The organism is Pseudogracilibacillus sp. SO30301A (assembly GCF_037072025.1).
Classification (GTDB): domain Bacteria; phylum Bacillota; class Bacilli; order Bacillales; family Amphibacillaceae; genus Pseudogracilibacillus.
The window spans coordinates 12398-32000 of record NZ_JAXHDD010000045.1 but is presented as its reverse complement, the minus strand read 5'-3'; the positions used below and the strand labels follow the sequence as shown (position 1 = coordinate 32000).

General features: G+C 35.2%; 18 protein-coding genes and 1 tRNA gene. 1 reads left to right on the top strand and 18 read right to left on the bottom strand.

Annotated elements, in window-relative coordinates; genetic code table 11:
- Positions 1-355: 355 nt before the first annotated feature.
- The 13 genes from lysS to spoIIE form a co-directional block, all read right to left on the bottom strand.
- Entirely contained in the window at positions 356-1837 is a 1482-nt protein-coding gene (lysS, locus tag SPD89_RS17100) for a lysine--tRNA ligase (RefSeq protein WP_336263159.1), read from the bottom strand.
- A gap of 333 nt (positions 1838-2170) precedes the next feature.
- Complete coding sequence (folK, locus tag SPD89_RS17095; RefSeq protein ID WP_336263158.1) at positions 2171-2668, bottom strand: 2-amino-4-hydroxy-6-hydroxymethyldihydropteridine diphosphokinase; 498 nt, start codon at positions 2666-2668, stop codon at positions 2171-2173.
- Positions 2665-3030 (bottom strand): dihydroneopterin aldolase, encoded by a 366-nt coding sequence (gene folB / locus SPD89_RS17090; protein ID WP_336263160.1) that lies wholly within the window; start codon positions 3028-3030, stop codon positions 2665-2667. The genes folK and folB overlap by 4 nt, the downstream gene beginning before the upstream one ends.
- Positions 3023-3853, bottom strand: a complete 831-nt coding sequence (gene folP, locus SPD89_RS17085) for a dihydropteroate synthase (protein WP_336263157.1) — start codon at positions 3851-3853, stop codon at positions 3023-3025. The genes folB and folP overlap by 8 nt, the downstream gene beginning before the upstream one ends.
- A gap of 574 nt (positions 3854-4427) precedes the next feature.
- Positions 4428-5351 (bottom strand): cysteine synthase A, encoded by a 924-nt coding sequence (gene cysK, locus SPD89_RS17080; protein ID WP_336263156.1) that lies wholly within the window; start codon positions 5349-5351, stop codon positions 4428-4430.
- Positions 5352-5549: 198 nt separating this feature from the next.
- A complete protein-coding gene (gene hslO / locus SPD89_RS17075; RefSeq protein ID WP_336263155.1) occupies positions 5550-6422 on the bottom strand; it encodes an Hsp33 family molecular chaperone HslO in 873 nt (290 codons plus the stop codon).
- A gap of 15 nt (positions 6423-6437) precedes the next feature.
- Positions 6438-7214 carry a type III pantothenate kinase gene (locus SPD89_RS17070; protein WP_336263154.1) on the bottom strand — a complete coding sequence of 259 codons (777 nt, stop codon included), beginning with the start codon at positions 7212-7214 and terminating at the stop codon, positions 6438-6440.
- A gap of 306 nt (positions 7215-7520) precedes the next feature.
- Entirely contained in the window at positions 7521-9578 is a 2058-nt protein-coding gene (ftsH, locus tag SPD89_RS17065) for an ATP-dependent zinc metalloprotease FtsH (protein ID WP_336263153.1), read from the bottom strand.
- Between the two features lie 123 nt (positions 9579-9701).
- On the bottom strand, positions 9702-10238 hold the full coding sequence (gene hpt / locus SPD89_RS17060; RefSeq protein WP_336263152.1) for a hypoxanthine phosphoribosyltransferase: 537 nt from the start codon (positions 10236-10238) through the stop codon (positions 9702-9704).
- Between the two features lie 23 nt (positions 10239-10261).
- Positions 10262-11665: a tRNA lysidine(34) synthetase TilS gene (gene tilS, locus SPD89_RS17055; RefSeq protein WP_336263151.1), complete on the bottom strand. Its 1404-nt coding sequence runs from the start codon at positions 11663-11665 to the stop codon at positions 10262-10264.
- Positions 11666-11878: 213 nt separating this feature from the next.
- Entirely contained in the window at positions 11879-12799 is a 921-nt protein-coding gene (locus SPD89_RS17050; protein ID WP_336263150.1) for a protein kinase domain-containing protein, read from the bottom strand.
- Complete coding sequence (locus SPD89_RS17045) at positions 12771-13502, bottom strand: hypothetical protein (protein WP_336263149.1); 732 nt, start codon at positions 13500-13502, stop codon at positions 12771-12773. Before SPD89_RS17045 ends, SPD89_RS17050 begins: the two co-directional genes overlap by 29 nt.
- A gap of 121 nt (positions 13503-13623) precedes the next feature.
- The gene (gene spoIIE, locus SPD89_RS17040) at positions 13624-16053 is read right to left on the bottom strand and encodes a stage II sporulation protein E (protein ID WP_336263148.1); all 2430 of its coding nucleotides are present in this window, start codon (positions 16051-16053) and stop codon (positions 13624-13626) included.
- Positions 16054-16379: 326 nt separating this feature from the next.
- Between spoIIE and SPD89_RS17035 the strand changes: the two genes are divergently transcribed.
- Positions 16380-16453, top strand: a tRNA-Met gene (locus tag SPD89_RS17035).
- 1010 nt (positions 16454-17463) lie between these two features.
- Here SPD89_RS17035 and SPD89_RS17030 read toward each other — a convergent pair.
- The 5 genes from SPD89_RS17030 to SPD89_RS17010 form a co-directional block, all read right to left on the bottom strand.
- Positions 17464-17847, bottom strand: coding sequence for a S1 domain-containing RNA-binding protein (locus SPD89_RS17030; protein ID WP_336263147.1), 384 nt, complete (start codon positions 17845-17847; stop codon positions 17464-17466).
- A gap of 71 nt (positions 17848-17918) precedes the next feature.
- Positions 17919-18302: an FtsB family cell division protein gene (locus SPD89_RS17025; RefSeq protein WP_336263146.1), complete on the bottom strand. Its 384-nt coding sequence runs from the start codon at positions 18300-18302 to the stop codon at positions 17919-17921.
- Positions 18303-18390: 88 nt separating this feature from the next.
- The gene (gene yabQ / locus SPD89_RS17020; RefSeq protein WP_336263145.1) at positions 18391-18990 is read right to left on the bottom strand and encodes a spore cortex biosynthesis protein YabQ; all 600 of its coding nucleotides are present in this window, start codon (positions 18988-18990) and stop codon (positions 18391-18393) included.
- Positions 18987-19286, bottom strand: a complete 300-nt coding sequence (gene yabP / locus SPD89_RS17015; RefSeq protein WP_336263144.1) for a sporulation protein YabP — start codon at positions 19284-19286, stop codon at positions 18987-18989. The genes yabQ and yabP overlap by 4 nt, the downstream gene beginning before the upstream one ends.
- Positions 19287-19336: 50 nt before the next feature.
- A complete protein-coding gene (locus SPD89_RS17010; protein WP_336263143.1) occupies positions 19337-19603 on the bottom strand; it encodes an RNA-binding S4 domain-containing protein in 267 nt (88 codons plus the stop codon).

The following is a 19603-nucleotide window of genomic DNA, read 5'->3' as shown; positions in this document are numbered from 1 at the left end:
TAATTCCTGCTGTTCTTTCTCAAAACAGCGACTTTTATAATATAACACATTTTAACTTCCAGTGTCAACATTTTTTTGAAATCTTTTTGAAATATTTTTGAAAATCACTCAACATTTACTATTATAATGAAAATCATTCAAAAATCCAGTAAATATAAATTTTGTTGATTTCTAAAATGTCCTAGCTCATTTGAGCCGATAATTAATATAACATATGTAAAAATGAAATGCAATGTCTAAAATACTTTCATTTCCTCAAAACTTTAATAACAATACACCAAATATGTTCATGCCTTAATAATTAAAAAACACATATAGGAGTAGTACATCTAAACCATACCTATATGTGTTTATATTATTTTGTTCGCATTTGTGGAAAAAGCAATACATCTCGGATGGATGGAGCATTTGTTAATAACATTACGAGTCGGTCGATTCCGATTCCTAGTCCACCTGTTGGCGGCATGCCGTATTCCAGTGCCTCCAAAAAGTCTTCATCCATTAAATGCGCTTCATCATTTCCTGCTTCTCTTTCAGCCACTTGTGCCTCAAAGCGTGCTCGTTGATCAATTGGATCATTTAATTCACTAAATGCATTTGCATGTTCTCTACCAACAATAAATAATTCAAAACGATCCGTAAATCGCTCATCATCTTTATTCTTTTTAGCAAGTGGTGAAACCTCAACAGGGTGTCCGTAAATAAACGTAGGCTGAATTAATTTATCTTCAATTTTTTGTTCGAAAAATTCATTCACAATATGACCATACGTCATCGTATCGGTTATAGTTACCTCATGTTCTTTCGCTAAATCTCTTGCTTGTTCATCCGTCATTTCTTGCCAAAAATCAACGCCTACATATTCTTTAATTGCATCAACCATATGAAGTCTAGTCCATTTCGGTTCTAAATTTACTTCATGATCGCCATACGTTACTGTTGTATTACCTAAGACTTCTTTCGCTATATGAGCAATCAGGTTTTCAGTTAAGTCCATTATATCTTGATAGTCTGCATATGCTTCGTACAATTCAATCATTGTAAACTCTGGACTGTGACGTGTTGATATTCCTTCATTTCTAAATACCCGACCAATTTCATATACCTTTTCTAAACCACCAACAATCAGTCGTTTCAAATGGAGTTCTATCGCTATACGCATATACAGTTCAATGTCTAAAGCATTATGATGTGTTTGGAAAGGTCTTGCCGTTGCCCCACCGGGAATTGTATGTAGCATTGGTGTTTCAACTTCTAAGAAACCCTGTCCATCTAAGTAATGACGCATAGACGAAATTATCTTACTTCGTGTGACAAATAATTCGCGACTCTTTTGATTAGTGATTAAATCTAGGTACCTTTTACGATATCTTAATTCGATATCTTGTAGTCCGTGATATTTATCTGGTAATGGACGAAGCGATTTTGATAATAAAGTAAATTCTTTAACTTGGATAGATAATTCACCAACATTTGTTTTAAATACTATCCCAGTTACACCGACAATGTCACCAATATCGACAGTTTTAAAAACTTCGTATGCTTCTTCTCCAATTTCATCTTTTCTAACATATAACTGTATTTGTTCACTCTTATCCTGTATATGGGTAAATCCTACTTTTCCTTTTCCCCGCTTTGTCATAACTCTTCCAGCTACTGTAGTGGAAACTTCCTTTTCAGCTAGTTCTTCTTTAGATAATTCTCCATATAATTCATGCAACTCTTTAGCAAGGTCTGTTCGAACAAATTTCCCTCCAAAAGGATCTATTCCTTTGTCGTAATAGGATGCTAATTTCTCCCTACGGACTTGCATATGCTCATTTAATTCTTCTGACAACCTTATCACTCCATAAAATTTCATATTCATTATGTTAATTTAAAGCACGTCCAGTTTAATAAATCTACACTAAATCATAGCATATTTACGTTATAATTGCTCATGATGCTCTTTGTATTGTTTTTAGCTATGCAATATGTTCAAATTTAGATGCTATCTATAAACTTCGTTGCTTCAACGTTTCTTTTTTTGCCATCTTTCAATCATCGGTATCGCTTTTTTTCATCTATCTATAACATGTTCGTTTTCTCCTTAGGATTTACAATACCTTTATCACCAATTCAGTTCTAGGCAAACGAGTCTGGCTTTTAATTCCCTATCATCAAAATTATATTAGTCTTCTTCCCATTTAACAACTTCTTTTTTATCCTTATCAGATAAGTTATCTAATAATTCATCAACCCGACTACCTGTAGTCGGCATAACAATGTTAGGAGCAATTTCACATAATGGTACTAACACAAATGCACGTTTGTGTAAACGTGGGTGAGGAAGTTGTAATTTTTCTAGATCGCTATATTCACTATTATAAAACAAAATGTCGAGGTCAATTGTCCTGGGACCATTTTTAAATGTTTTTTCTCTGCCTAATTGTCGCTCTATTTCTTGACAAACCTCAAGTAAATCATGACTTGTTAATGAAGTTTTGATTTTAATAACCATATTTAAAAATGGATCTTGGTCAATATACCCTACAGGAGCAGTTTCATATATTGAAGAAGTTTTTTCAAGCTTTATATGCTCATTTTGCCTTAACTTGTTAATGGCGTCTTCTAAATATTGTCTACGGGGATCGATGTTGGAACCTAATCCGATATATACCGTATTCATTTTTCTCGCTCCCTATATATTTGTACCGCTACCGATTCATAATGCCCAGGTATCGGTGCGTCGGGCTTAATTACTTTAACAGTACAAGCCATAAGGGTGGCGAAGGAATTTAATAAAGCATCTGCAATTTCTTCAGCAACTGTTTCAATTAAATTATTTGCTTTACCTTCTACAATATCTTTTATAATAAAGTAAACTTTTCCATAATCAATCGAATCATTCATATTATCTGTTTTCCCCGCCGTTTTTAAAGATGTCTCCAATTCCACATCTACAAAGAATCTTTGCCCTAACTTCTTTTCTTCTTCAAAAAGTCCATGATACCCATAAAATTCCATCTTATTTAGAAAAATCTTATCCAGAGATCCCAACTCCTTTTACCATCGCATCCATCATTTTCGCTAATTCTACTGTTCGCTTTACGTCGTGGACACGAACGATATGAGCTCCTTTTAAAATACCCATACAAGTAGTTGCTCCTGTTGCATTATCCCGGTCTTTTGGCGGGACATCAAGTACTTTACTTATGAAAGATTTGCGAGATGTAGCTAATAATAATGGATAAGGTAGTCGTTCAATAAATTTATCCAAATGCCTCATTACTACATAATTATCTTCCAATTCTTTTCCGAAACCAACTCCTGGATCAAGAATAATATTTTTATCTTTAACCCCAGCTCGCTTCACAATGTCAATACTATCCTGTAGATCTGTAACCATATCCTCAATAAGCGCTTCATATTTCTTATTTGTACGGTTGTGCATTAAAATAATCGGTACCTCGTATGTTGCAGCAACATCAGCCATTTCTGGATCATGTTTTGCGCCCCATATATCATTAATTATTTCCGCTCCCGATTCAATTGCTTGTTTTGCCGTTTCAGCTTTGTACGTATCAATCGAAATTGGGATATTAATCTCCTCTTTGAGTGCTTTAATTATTGGAACGACCCGTTTAATTTCCTCTTCCACATCGATTGGTTCATGATCTGGCCTTGTTGATTCACCACCAATATCAATTATATCAGCACCTGCTTCTTCCATCTTTTTCGCTTGTAAAACAGCTTTTTCAATTGAATTATAGTTGCCACCGTCAGAGAAAGAGTCAGGGGTGACATTTAAGATTCCCATTATATGTGTTCTTTCATTTAGATGGTATGTTTTTGACTTTGTTATTAAATCCATGATACATCTTCCCCCAAAATGAACGATATGTAAAATTCTCTAGGTACTTACAATGAGATAATACATGTTTAGTTTACCACAAACGAATAAAACAGTGACTCATTTTGCAAATCATTATCATTAGAAAACTTGGCACTCGTTAAAGAAAACATGCCCTCATCACTAGGGGTATGCCGACGTTAGGCTAAAAACCTGTTCTAAGTCGGTCTTCCTACAGTTCCGTTAGTGACGGTGACTAGGGATGTTGCGCTTATGCTCCGGAATGCAAGCCGTTGGGCGAATTGCCTAGGTTGCACTTGCGAATAATTGGCGTACTAGTACTGGCGCCTGAGACAAATCTTTACGGTGGCACGAACGAAAGTGCTAATGGTCTTCGATGGGACGAGTAAGCGCAGTCCAAATACGTCGCGTTCTTAGTCAGTGAGCGACTCATGAAAGTAGTTATACTATATTAACTGCCTATGAAAAAACCTTAAAATTAATTCGAACTTATTTAAACTCCCATTGTTTAGAACTCAAAAGCAAAAAAGTAACACATCTTTGTGCTACTTTCAACTAAACATTGTTTATTAAATTAATCTTCAAACTGGTAAAGCGCTGTAGATAAATATCGTTCACCATTGTCAGGAAGAATTGCTAATACTTTTTTTCCTTCACCTAATTCTTTGGCAACTTTTCTAGCAGCTGCAATAGCAGCACCTGCGGAGATTCCACCTAAAATTCCTTCTTTTTGAGCCGTTTCACGAGATGCTTCAAATGCTTCTTCATTCGAAATTTTAATTATATCTTCATAAATTTCTGTATCTAACACTTTTGGTACAAAACCTGCTCCAATTCCTTGAATTTTATGTGGACCAGGTGAACCTCCTGATAAAACTGGTGAATCTACCGGTTCAACTGCATAAATTTTAACTCCATCAAAATGTTCTTTTAGTACTTTTCCCGCCCCTGTAATCGTTCCGCCTGTTCCAATGCCCGAAATAAAGGCATCTAAACCGTCAGACATTTGTTTTACAATTTCTTGACCTGTAGTCTTGACATGGATTGCAGGGTTTGCTTCATTATCAAATTGCTGCGGCATGAAATATCCATGCTCTTCTTTGAGTTGTTCCGCTTTTTCAATAGCACCCTTCATCCCGTTTGCCCCTGGAGTTAAAAATAATTCTGCTCCGTAAGCACGTAGTAAATTCCGTCTTTCCTGGCTCATCGTATCTGGCATAACGACAACTAGTCTATATCCTTTTGCTGCAGCTACTAGTGCTAGACCAATACCTGTATTACCACTAGTTGGCTCCACTATCGTGTCCCCTGGTTTAAGTACTCCTTCTTTCTCAGCACGTTCAACCATTGCAAGAGCAATACGATCTTTTACCGAACTTGCCGGATTAAAAAACTCAAGTTTTACATAAATATCTGCACTATCTTCATCTACTGTACGGTTTAATTTAACGATAGGAGTTTCCCCTATTAAACCAGTAATGTCATTTGTCACTCTCATTTAAAACGCCTCCTAATCCATAGTAAGTTTATAGGATTTATTAATAATATATCCTCTAACAACTAATTTGTCAACCATTTTATCCATTAGAACCCATTTTGTACTGCGATTATATTGTAAAAATTTTCATGTACAATTCATAAATAATAAAACAACCTCAAGTTTGGGTTAATAATATTTTTATGAGAACCTTTTATATCATTCTGTAATAAGTGCCTTTAATTCATCCTCTGAAAGGTGATAAACTTCATTACAAAAGTGACAAGTTGCTTCAGCGCCATGGTCTTCTTCTATCATTTGTCTAATTTCTTCTTTACCTAAACCTTTGATTGCATTTTCCATTCTTTCCTTTGAGCATTTACATTTGTAACGAACAGGTACTGTTTCATGAAATTCGACTTTTTCATCAACAAATAACTTTTGTAACATTTGCTCCGGATTGTTCCCTTCTTGAATTAAAATAGATATCTGCGGGAAACTTTCAATTCTTTTTTCAAGTTTAGTGACTAGTTCATCATCTGCTCCAGGCATAAGCTGTAGAATAAATCCACCAGCAGCTAGGACAGAGTGGTCAGAGTTAATTAACACTCCTGCACCAACCGCAGATGGTATTTGTTCTGAAGTTGCGAAATAATATGTAAAGTCTTCGCTTATTTCTCCAGAAACAAGCGGAACTTGTCCTGTAAAATAATCTTTTAGGCCTAAATCTTTTACAACGCTTAATGTTCCTTCAATTCCCACTGCACGTCTGACATCAAGCTTACCGTGTTCATTTAAAGGAAAATCCACATGCGGATGCAAGACATAACCACGCACGTCGCCTTTCGCATTTCCATCTGCAATAACTGCCCCTAACGGACCATTTCCTTCCACTTTCACGGTTAATGTATCTTCACCTTTTAACATTGCGCCCATTAAACTTGTAATGGTAAGTGTCCGCCCCAATGCAGCGGAAGCGGTTGCCCAAGTATCTTGCCTTTTCCTTGCTTCTTCAACCGTTTCGGTAGTGCTCGCTGCATAAGCCCGAACCATTCCGTCATATACAGTAGATTTTACAATATAATCTTGCATAAGTATCCCATTCCTTTAATACATCGTTTTGTTTTGTCGGTAAATATGATACAGTCCTTTTAATGTTAGGTGTGGTTCTATATACTGGATTGTTTCAGATTCTCTTGCAATTAAAGAAGCAAGGCCACCAGTTGCAATAATGGTTGGATCATTGTTCATATATTCTCTCATCCGATTAACAATACCATCAACCTGTCCGACATATCCATAATAAACACCTGATTGCATTGCTTCAACAGTTGACTTACCAATAACATTTTCAGGTTTTTCAATTTCAATTTTAGGTAATTTTGATGCATTACTATATAACGCATCCATTGATATTTTTATACCCGGCGTTATAATGCCACCATGATAAGCTTGGTGTTCATCAACATAACAAAATGTCGTTGCCGTTCCAAAGTCGATAATAATTAACGGTGTTTGAAACATCTCAATCGCTGCAACTGCGTTTACAATACGGTCAGCGCCAATTTCTTTTGGTTGCGGATATTTTATCTCAAGAAGTGTATTTACTTGTTCCTTTCCAACTACTAAAGGCGTTATTCCAAAATATATTTGACACATTTTTTCCAATGCTTTCATAATTGGTGGGACAACGGAGGATATAATAATTCCTTCTATCTCCGAAAATTGTATATGTTTAAAGTCAAATAGTGACTTAACTAAAATTCCAAATTCATCTTCTGTTTTATGGCGATCCGTCTGAATACGCCATTCGTGTTTCAATTTTCCATGATCAAAAACGCCAAGTACAGTGTTAGTATTTCCAATGTCAAGTACAAATATCATATTCCCTATACTCCCCTTAGTAAACTTGGCTTATCGCCAAGCTTTTATGGCGAAAGCCAAAGTTGAATGTATAAAGTAAGAAAGTTTTATACTTTCTTACCTTCCAACATAAAACGTTAAATTTAATATACCACACAGAGATAGACCGGGTACAATTAATTAGCCCATCTTTAACGTGAGAGCTATGGAAGTAATGTATAATCTGTTAGAGCCAAGATTAATAATTTATTTTAGCAAGTTTCAAAATGATTTGGTTACAATCAAAAAGACCTTCCATTCTGCGCAGAATGAAAGGTCTTCAATAATTTACTCGGGTTTTTTAACATCATCAATGACGTCTGTTGAGTCATCATCATCTTTATCTTTTCGTGTATTTGCTTTTTCTTTTGCCTCCACATAATTGTCAGGTTCTGAATCATCTTCTAGTTTAGAATTAATATTTACTTTAACATCAGAATTAGAAGATGCTTGCTCTTTATCCTCGTTAGTTACAACTGGCATTTCGCCATTGTCTGAAGCAACTGTCGGTTCAGGCATTACACCATTTTCAAATAAAGATTGAATCTGTTCAGCATCCAATGTTTCTACTTCAAGTAGCTTTTCAGCAATTATCTCTAATTTTTCACGATTTTCCGTTAAAATCTGTTTAGCACGTTCATAGCATTCATTGATGAATTTCTGTGTTTCCGAATCGATTGCACGGGCAATCTCTTCACTATAGTTCTTATCACTATTGATGTCACGACCCAAAAACACTTCATCACTTCCACTGCCATTAAACTGTGTAGGTCCGATTTCTTCACTCATTCCATACTCAGTAATCATCTTCTTAGCAATTCCAGTTGCTCGTTGGAAGTCATTGGAAGCTCCCGTACTTACATGATCTTTACCAAAAATAATTTCTTCTGCCACACGACCTCCAAGTAATCCAGTAATCCGGTCAAACAATTCAGCACGTGTAACCATATAACGATCTTCTTTTGGAAGCATTACTGCATATCCACCGGCCTGTCCTCGAGGAACAATCGTTACCTTATGAACCGTATCGGCATCATCCAAGACCATCCCAATAACCGTATGCCCACTTTCATGATATGCGACAATTTTACGTTCTTTCTCTGAAATAACACGACTTTTCTTCGCAGGACCTGCGATGACACGGTCAATAGCTTCATCTATTTCTTCCATCGTAATTACATTTTTATCATGTCTTGCTGTAACTAAAGCTGCCTCATTTAGTAAGTTTTCTAAATCGGCACCCGAAAAACCAGGTGTACGCATAGCAATAGTTTTTAAATCAACTTCTTCTGCTAGAGGTTTATTTCTTGCATGAACCTTTAAGACTGCTTCTCGACCTTTAACATCTGGTTGATTAACAGGTATTTGTCTATCAAAACGCCCTGGACGAAGTAATGCCGGGTCCAAAATATCAGGACGGTTCGTTGCAGCAATCATAATAATTCCTTCATTTCCATCAAATCCATCCATTTCAACGAGAAGCTGGTTAAGGGTTTGCTCACGTTCATCATGTCCACCACCTAGACCTGCACCACGTTGTCTACCTACTGCGTCAATCTCGTCAATAAAAATAATACAAGGTGCATTTTTCTTAGCATTCTCAAACAAATCACGAACACGAGAAGCACCGACACCAACGAACATTTCAACAAAGTCAGAACCACTTATAGAGAAAAACGGCGTTCCCGCTTCTCCAGCAACAGCACGAGCTAGTAAAGTTTTCCCCGTTCCCGGTGGTCCAACTAATAATACCCCTTTAGGAATACGAGCTCCAACCTTAGTAAATTTACGTGGATCTTTTAAAAATTCAACAACTTCCACCAATTCTTGTTTCTCTTCATCAGCACCGGCAACATCAGAGAAACGAACTTTAGCTTTTTCCTCATTGTAAAGCTTAGCCTTACTTTTCCCAAAGTTCATTACACGGCCTCCACCGCCGCCACCTTGCGCCCTAGTGAAGATAAAGAAAAATATAAGACCGATGATTAAAAATGGCAACATCATCGTCAAAAAATTTACAAAGGCACTTGGCTGTTCTTCTTCTTCAACTTTTAACACACTTTGCTCAGTAGCTACTTCAGTTATCTTCGCAACGATTTCAGTATTATCAGGAACTTGAACTATAAACGGTTGCTTATCTTTCTCAAGTAAACCAGTAATTCTTATAATTTTATTTTTAGGTTGCATCGTCATTTCTGCGATTTCACCGTCATCTAATGCTTGCATAAATTGTCTTACATTATATTCTTCAGCCTGTTCATTTTGTCCTTTAAACAAGCTTATTACACCAATTAATACGAGAAAAATAAGTGCATAGAAAAGTATATTCCGAAAAATTCGGTCCATTTAAAAACCTCCTCCCAAGCGAGAAAACTATATTACATAGTAACATAGAAAAAAGTGTTAATACAACTAATTACTCTTACTAACATCTGTTCTACCATGTTATATTTTTAACATTAAAATAACTTATTCATAAACTTCCGGCTTCAATATACCAATATATGGAAGATTACGATATTTCTCATTATAATCTAGCCCATAACCTACAACAAAAGCATTCGGAACTTTAAAGCCAATTATATCTGCTTTAATTTTCGCAGATCTTCCACTCGGCTTATCTAAAAGTGTAACAATCTTTACGGATCTAGCTTTTCGATATTTAAATAAGTCTACTAGGTAACTCAAGGTTAGACCACTATCAATAATATCCTCGATAACAAGCAAGTCTCTTCCTTCCACTTTTGAATCAAGGTCTTTGATTATTTTTACTTCTCCAGATGATCGTGTACCACTTCCATAACTGGATACATCCATAAAATCCATTTCAACATATGTATCAATATGACGAGAAAGATCTGCCATAAATAGAGTAGCACCCTTTAGAACACCAATTAACAACGGAAATTTATCCTTATATTCTTCTGTTAAAATTTGTCCGATTTCAGCACATTTATTTTTAATTTCTTCCTCGGTAATTAGTATTTCTTCAATATCGTTTTGCATTCTCTTCCTCCTTTTTTCGCAGTTTAGTCTTTTGCTATGTATTCAAATAATAAATAGTTACTTTTATGGATCGTCTTCGGTAAAATTGCCTTTTTCATACCGATCAACCAAATAATTTTATCCGTATTATCTGCAACTATGTAAATATTCTCTCTCTCATTACGAGGTACTTTCTCATCAATTAATATATCCTTTATTTTCTTACTTCCTTTGAGCCCTTTATAGCGCATACGATCACCAGGCCGTCTTGTACGGATATGAATTGGAAAGGTGAGTTGTTCCTCTAAACAGACATATGTATATTTATCATGATTATTCTCTAAAAATTTATCAACATAAGTTATAGCTACTATTGCCCCATTTGGTAATGATATTCGGGCAGGAATTTCACTAATCTCCCGATAAAATTCCTTACTCGTACTTTTTTCTTCCTTAAAGTAAAAAAATAAATTATCATAAGACCTTTCTATAAAAAGTTGCTTTGGGAAATGTACAACCTTATTGTTCTTTTCTTCATTTATTAATGATAAAAAGATGGATTCATGCATATGTGTTAACTGATCCGGCATCCCGTCAGCATACAGATAGTCTAATGTTAATCGAAATGCCCGTCTTTGTAAAGGTAATGGATAGCTTTTAAAAGTGGAGATCCATAGGCTTGCCTTTTTACTATTTTCGTTAAATGTAATAACTTTTTCAACAACCTTTTTTGCTTCGGAAATTAAATATTGCTCATCTTCTTGTAATGACTCACTTAATAGTTGCATTGTTGTATGCAAGTTGCTGTTTCTTTCTTTTAGTTTTGGCACAATAGATTTCCGAATATCGTTACGAGTATAATATGAATCGTGATTAGTGGAATCTATTCGTGGGTGAATATCATTTTTCTTACAATAGTTTTCAATTTCTTTTTTTGTCACACAAAGTAATGGACGAATAATTTTACCTTTTGAAAAATCCCTAGTCACAGGTATTCCCGTTAAGCCATGTAAATTTGTCGTTCTGGCAAATGACATAATTAACGTTTCTATTTGGTCATCACCATGATGCCCTAGAGCAAGATAATCGGCTTGAAATTGATTCATTTTTTCTCTAAAAACGTCATAACGCAGTTTTCGGGCAGCAACTTGTGTGCTTACCTTAAATTTCTTTTTATATGTCGTAACGTCAACAACGGATGAGATAAATGGAATGTCCCATTTCTCGCAGATCTCCTTCACATAATAAACATCTGCTTCGGAATCTCCTGGTCGCAATTGATGATCCACTGTAACAACATGAACGTTTAAGTTCCAATCCTCTCTCATTGTGTATAACAAATGAAGGAGAGCCATCGAGTCAGGTCCACCTGAAACTCCGATAAGAATAGTCTTATTTTTTTCCATGAGTTGATGGTCGCAAATAAAATCTACTACCTTTATTTTCATGTTCAATCCCAACTTTTCATTTCTACCTGTATTATAACGATTTTTGCTGTGGCTTGTCACCCATAAGCACCATTTTTTTATTTAACTAAATTAAAGATGTCAAACCGCCGTCAAAATGTATGTTCATTGTTAGAAAACTAAGGCTTAGCCAAGCCTTGGCGAAAGCCTTAGTTGCACTTATGCAGTAGGAAAGTTTTATACTTTCTTATCTGCTTAAAAAATAAATTGGGAGACAACATAATAAATCCCCGATAACATTGAAATATAAATCGCTTCAACAAGGTAGGTCAATGAATTTTTATGTTTTTTCTTATCTTTTAATTGCCGCTTAACGAATACATGCATGATCTCATCTTTCATTTCCCTTGCGGATACGTACTTCCCTAAGAGTGCTTTTTGTAAACTTTGATTGTACAATTTCAATTCAGAAATGGAATGTAATTTGTGCAGTAACAGTCGTTTAGAGTCTTTACTTCTTTTAAATTTAGCAGGATAAAAGATAGCTAATATGACCATTACAACAGCAAAAAGATCATAACTTGGTTTTGCTTCTCTTGTACCTAAATGCCAATACGCCCGATCATAAAATTCTGAGTATTCTTTAACGGATCTACCTATTTTTGTCGTCCCACCAACGTCGATAAATCGTACGATTGGTGAAGTACCTTCGATTAAAATATTGTCATTTTTCAAATCTCCAAAGACCCACCCAGCATGATGCAACTTTTCCAGTTGTTCTAACATTTGAATGAGAAATACGCCGATCCATTCATATCCATTTTGTTTCACAAATTTTTCAATACTTACTCCTTTAATATATTCCATAACATAAAAAGAATACATCTGGTCATGATCAGATTCCCAATCATCAACATCTAATAAAAAAGGTCCAAGACGGTTATCTTGAACCTTGTTTAGAGACTTTAATACATTCACCTCAGCAGTCATTGAACTAGATTGTTCACTAATCTTTAATGCAACTAATCTTTGTCTCATTCTACATAGGTAAACTGTTCCAATCATACCAGCGCCAATTTTTCTTTCCACAATATACTTTTTCTTATTCCATTTCCCTTCAATTACTGTTCCCTGTCTAATAAAGAAACTATCCTTCTTCTGTAAATTTTTTGCCATAATAGAGACTTCCTCTCAGCTCCATTTTTCCAAACTGGTACATAGCATCTCGTATCGCAGGACCGGTTGGGGTTACTCCACCGGTTACTAGCTTAGGGAATATAACAGAAATTGATTCAAGTTTTGGCGACCACTCGTGTACAACTTCCGTATTTTTTCGCTTACTTGGAAACTGGTAAATTGAAAATATGTTATCGCCTGTTCTGGCATGTAAATTGATTGATAAGTCTATTAATGCTTCTTGTACTGTAAGTAATTTATCATGCATGCTCGCACTCGTATCTACTAAAATAAGAACTTCTAAATTACATGTTTCCCCAAGATCCTCGACCATCTCCATCACTTCTCCACGTTTTTCAGGCTCGATTTCCTCTAATGATTGTTCTTTACCGAGAATATTAGAAAGCTCCTTATTGACAAATCCTTGTAAAGTCTGAGACATTGCTTGTCTCGTAACAGCTTGTACCGTGTGAGATAAATCCTCTTTATAAACAATTTGACTTATCCCTCCACCAGCCCGAGCAATTTCTTCTACTTCTGTAAAACCACTATCCGTTTCATTTTGATAATCATCCAGAATACCGATAACATTCACTGTTATTCCACTTTTAAAGGCAACCGCAGCACTGTTTACGGGACTTTCTCCACTATTAGAACAGCCATCTGTTAGTAATAGAATTTGCCTTAATGTCCCTTTGCTCAAATTCATCTACCTCCTTGAATGTCTATGAAACATATATTTCACATTTCATTATATTTACCTACTATTTTGACCAATTGAAAAGTGATCTATACATCTATCTATTCAAGGAGGGAAATGAACTTTATTTAGCTTCTCCATGGGTAACAGGAATTGTCGCCCATTTCGGTTTATGTTTTTTAATCTTCGCTACTACTACCGTCATATCATCCCGAATGACCCCCTGCTCCCCACGAATAACTTCTTCAAGTAATAAATCTGCAATTTCCTGTGGTTCATCTGTTTTCATATTCAAAATTTTTCTCTTTAACCAAAGATCATTATTTTTAATTTGCTTCGGTCCATCAAATATACCGTCACTCATCATGATTAAAATGTCCTCTGATTTTAATGGTTCACTTAAAGTCTCTAACTCAACATGTTCAATAATCCCGATTGGTAAATTATTCGCCTCCAGTTGAATGATTTCATCCCCTCTTTTGATAAAACTTGGTGATGATCCAATTTTTAAAAATTGTAAAACAGCATTATGAAGATTAATAATCGCAAGGTCAAGCGTTGCAAATATTTCATCTGTCGTTCGTAAGGCTAGAATAGAATTAATCGATTTTATTGCGACCTGTTCTGATATTCCCGTCTGTAAAATTTGTTCCAATAATCGCAACGTTTCCATGCTTTCTTCACGAGCACGTAATCCATTTCCCATTCCGTCACTAATCGCAAGTGCATACTTTCCTTTACCAAGTTCCATTGTAGTAAACGAGTCCCCTGAGATTAATCCTCCTCCCTTTGCAGCCACTGCTACACCTGTTTCGACAACATATTGCTTCGCTGATCCGAACGTTAAGAAACTGATACCATTAGGAAATGGCGAAATTTCTTCTTCCATAACAATGATCGTTTCTTGGAGAATATCTGTTAGTACCGGAGCGATTAGTTTTGATCCTTCTCCGTGATAATCCTTAAAAATAATCGACATTTCAATATCAATACTTCCTTTTTCCAGACGATATATATCAATTTTTTCCAGATGAATATCCATTTGTTTTAACGCTCTAATGATTTGAATCTCTTGTTTTTCATGTCTTTGTCTTTCTTTTACAATTTCTTTTGCAAAGTTATCCATCACATCAGAAACACCTTTTAACTGATCGGCAACAATTTTTTTACTTTCCATCACCTGCTTCTTAAGTTTCTTATTTATTTTTAATAAAGATATTTCTTTTTCCATTGTGTCGATTACTTGTTTAGACTTTACACAATGATTTTCAAATTTTTTCAAATTTATAGCTTGTATTTCACTTTGGAGTACTAAATCATTTTTCATGTCTTCCATCAAACTATATGTATCATCAAATTTATTTTGCCAGCACCTTTTCTTCATAAAGCACATTTGACATGTTTTTTCTGTAACGAGGCTTAAAAAATAATCTGTTTCATCGATCCGCTCTTGATCATTTGTTTTTTCAGAAGACTGAATAAAACTTTTTGACAATGCTTCAAACACTGCGGAAAATTGTTCGACACGCTGAGCTGTGACATCTCTAATTTTTTGGAGGTATTTTCGTTCTTCAAATGAATATTCCGTCGTTCCGGGAATATATTTAGATAACTGCTTTAATAGAGTGTTTGATGTGAGGTAAAAAAGTAAAATGGCAATAATAGACTCAAGCATTGTAGATGTTAACGTTTGCATTTCTCCGTATATACCAACTAAAAATGTCCCAACTAATAACCCTACACTAACCCCGTGTTTTTTACCTTCATGTAAAAGCCCTCCCAAAAGACCTGAAAAAGCTAACATACTCATTTGGTAAAGGTTAGCTACATTTGCCAAAGACAATATTAAACCAGCAACAACGCCAACTGTCGAACCGATTGCAGCTCCACCCATAAATGCTAAAATAAGTACAATGTATCGAGAAAAGACATGTTCTAATGAAACAGCGGATATTTCCCAACCGATGAAACCAGTTAAGATAGAGGCTAACAAGATAATAATACAAATTAACTCTTCGTTTTTTAATGCAGGTTGGTATCTTTTTAGTGCTAATAATGGCAGGCTCTGCATAAAGATTAAAAAGAGAACGATTCCTAGTATCCCTTCTACAAGTAAATGAGCAAATTCATACACTGTTATTTGACTTGGTAAAGAATATAAAAACAATCGTGTTAGCGAAGTAGATAAGAAGATGAACAACATCAATACACGCATGTTATTCCTGTCTTTTAAAAATTGGACAAAGATCGTAAACACTACGGTAGAAATTGTTATAAAAACAGCGTGTTCAAGTGAGTAGGTCCACGCTCCAAATAGAACAAATGCAACTACTACAAACATTCTTCTCTGATAAACCGCCCATGCTGTTGCCAAAAATGCAATGGCGAATGGTGAAATATTATATAAAATAACAGCTCGTCCTAATAATAGGCCAACTAAAAAAAGTAATAGCTTCTTTTCAATAAATATTTCCTTAAGAGAAGTGGAGATCTTTCTTTTCCAATTGCTGTGTTTCTTTTCCAATACACTTTCTACTTTTATAGCTTGACTCACAATCTTTCTCCTCCCCAATAATAGTCGTGATAATAATTAAATCATATTATCACTCCTTTTTTTGTCAAAATTTAATTCACATTCTAACTTTCCTTCGACTGATTACTACGAGAAGAAGCGTCGTTTTACAAGTTATCAATAATAAATGAGATCACGCCATATAAAAACACTAGATTAAGTGACTAAAAGATTGGATTATTAAAAGATATGTCATGAAATATCGATTTGTTGACTAAAAATCTATTATCGTGTATTATATTTTTTGTTGGCAATTTATGCTTGATCATATAGATTTGTTGATAAGTCAAATTTGCTTTTATAACGATGGCGGTGTAGCTCAACTGGCGAGAGCGTACGGTTCATACCCGTAAGGTTGGGGGTTCAATTCCCTCCGCCGCTATACTAAATTTAAGAAAATCTGCTCGCAATCCTGTAGCAGATTTTTTGTTTTTTAAAATAAAACGCTACTTTTAAGTCTAGGTGTTTTTAGACATCGTAGTTGAAGTAAACTGCGACATAACGATTTATTACCGTTGGGGAAAAGTGACTCTACCTCCGCTCCGGAATGTGAGTCGATGAACAACATGCAGCGTCCAGATCTAAGATGTCGAGTCGATCCGCAAGACGGGTATGTTTCGATATTAATCGTGACCATTTTGGGTTAGAGACATGGAAAACGGGAATGTTTCGGTATTAATCGTGACCGTTTTCGGTTAGAGTCATGGAAAACGGGAATGTTTCGATGTTAATCGTGACCGTTTTGGGTTAGAGTTATGGAAAACGGGCATGTTTCGGTATTAATCGTGACCGTTTTGGGTTAGAGTCATGGAAAACGGGTATGTTTCGATATTAATCGTGACCGTTTTGGGTTAGAGTTATGGAAAACGGGAATGTTTCGATGTTAATCGTGACCGTTTTCGGTTAGAGTCATGGAAAACGGGAATGTTTCGGTATTAATCGTGACCGTTTTCGGTTAGAGTTATGGAAAACGGGAATGTTTCGTTATTAATCGTGACCGTTTTCGGTTAGAGTCTTGGAAAACGGGCATGTTTCGTTATTAATCGTGACCATTTTGGGTTAGAGTCATGGAAAACGGGAATGTTTCGATGTTAATCGTGACCGTTTTGGGTTAGAGTTATGGAAAACGGGAATGTTTCGTTATTAATCGTGACCGTTTTCGGTAAGAGTCATGGAAAACGGCGAGTCTTTTTCCATGATGTCGAGTCGATCCGTATCGATTTATTAATAAGCAGTGCCTTATGTCACGGTTTATGGATTTTGCATAGTAGCGGCGCCTTTTGTTGTGACGTACGACAGCAATACAAAAAAGCAGATATCACCATTATGCGATATCTGCTTTTTATATTTATTATTTAATCAACAGAGCATTCAACTCTAGACAGCAATTTGCTAACCTCTCTTAGCACCTCTACCTCCACGTCTGGATTCCGTGTGCTTCTTTAAAGAGGCTAAACGGTCCTCAGAATCTTTTAGAAAACGATTAATTTTTGACTCAAAATTTTCTGTACGCTCTCGAGAGTGCCTTTGGCGTACTGGTCTATCTTTTGCTTTTTTAATTGATAAACCGATTTTACCATCTTTTTCCACATTTATTACTTTTACTTTAATTTCATCGCCAACAGTTAAATGTTCATTAATATCCTTAACATAATTATCCGCAACTTCACTAATGTGAACAAGTCCCGTTGTCCCTTTCTCTAACTCTACGAAAGCACCAAAATGTGTGATTCCAGTAACCTTCCCTTGCAATTTGCTGCCTACTTCAATCGACATAAAAAAAATGCTCCTCCTTGAATTTTTTTAAAGCTTTCCTTATTCCAGTATACGGATTCAACAAAAATATGTCAATAAGAGCGCTCCTCTTCCTCAGGTAACTGAAAAATTAATTCGCCCTCCTTAGACAAAAAGTAATTTGTTCTAGCAATGTCTAATATGTATTCTTCATCATTAAGCAAGTCAATTTCTTCTAATAAATTCTTCTCTTCCTTTTCAAGAACAGATTTCTGCTCAATTAGCTCACTATAATGTTCTTGTTTTTCAGCATAAAGTGATCGCTGTTTTATATGGTAACTTAATAAAAACCCCAAGGTAACAACAATGACCACGCTCGCAAATACTAGCCGCTGAATCAACTTTTTCTTTCGACGACGTTTTCTTTCTAATTCTGCATTGTATTTGTTCATATATTCAGATTTAATTCTTGCTACAGTTTTATTTGGTCTAGTCAATGAATGGTTTACCTCCTTTTATTAATTACCTTTTAGAACAAGTTCAAAAAAGGGATAAAAGTGGATGCCAAAGTACCTCACATCACCTTTACCGAACTTTTTGAACAACCTCTTTTAGCCATTTTTTTATTTTATATATTATTGTACTACAAAACGCAACCAATTTGGTAGCATTATTCCAAATTTTTTCAGGAATAAGCTTTCTAATGTAGGAAAAAAGCATTCGAAATGGGGATAGCAATATTTTTAATATAAATCGGAGAATACGATACAACAAATTACCAATAAAATAGACAATTCGAAGAAGAACTTCAATAATCCATTTGACCGGACGTATTACAAGCGTATTGATAATGTTAATAATTCCCAAAGTTATCGCGACTAGAACCTTAATAATCCATTCTAAAACCCGTATATAAATTGTTTTAAACATAACGACATATATGCTAAACCCTAGTAAACAGGCTAAGAATATATATACGCGTAACTCCCCGTCATTCACTTGGAATAGAACGAAAAAAAGTATCAATGTTTGAATAATCCAATATAAAATTTCTATAATAAATGTTACCATTTTTTTACTATTCCATATGACAGAGATTCTCCGATAAGTTTCTGTTGCAAACCCCAAATAAATCCCACTCACAACCATAGAGAGCATCGTTATTAACTGGGTGCTTAACGTCATCTAAACAGCCTGCTAAACAGTCCTTTAGCTTTCTCCTGCTGTTGTTCATCTACATAAGTAAGCTCGTACACTTTTCCTTGAATCTGAACAATCCCTTCTTCGACATTTAAATTTTTAAGTTGTAAATTTTGACCACGAACAATTAAATAACCCATATTTGTTTCTAATAAAAATTCTTCGTTGTCAAAACTGTCAATTTCTTTTACACCTTTGATTTCAAGCTCTTTTCGGTTGTTAATGCTCACACGATGTTCTTTTTGAACTGTTATATTTTCGACACGCTCATAATAATTCATCTTCGTCACCTTCCTTACTAAAATCTATGAAGGAAAGGACAAGGTTAGAACTATTCGTCACGATTAATTTTCTCTTCCTTTATTACTTCATAAAGAGTTGTCGCTTCTTCCTTTCTAACATGATCTTTAACGGATGTTACCTTTACTGTTACAACTGTTTGACCAAAAGTTATTTCAATTTCATCCCCAGTTTCTACGTTAACGGAAGGTTTTGCAATCTGACCATTTACTTTAATCCTATTTTGTTCAGCAATTTGCTTAGCCAACGGACGACGTTTAATTAAACGTGAAACTTTTAAAAACTTATCTAAGCGCAT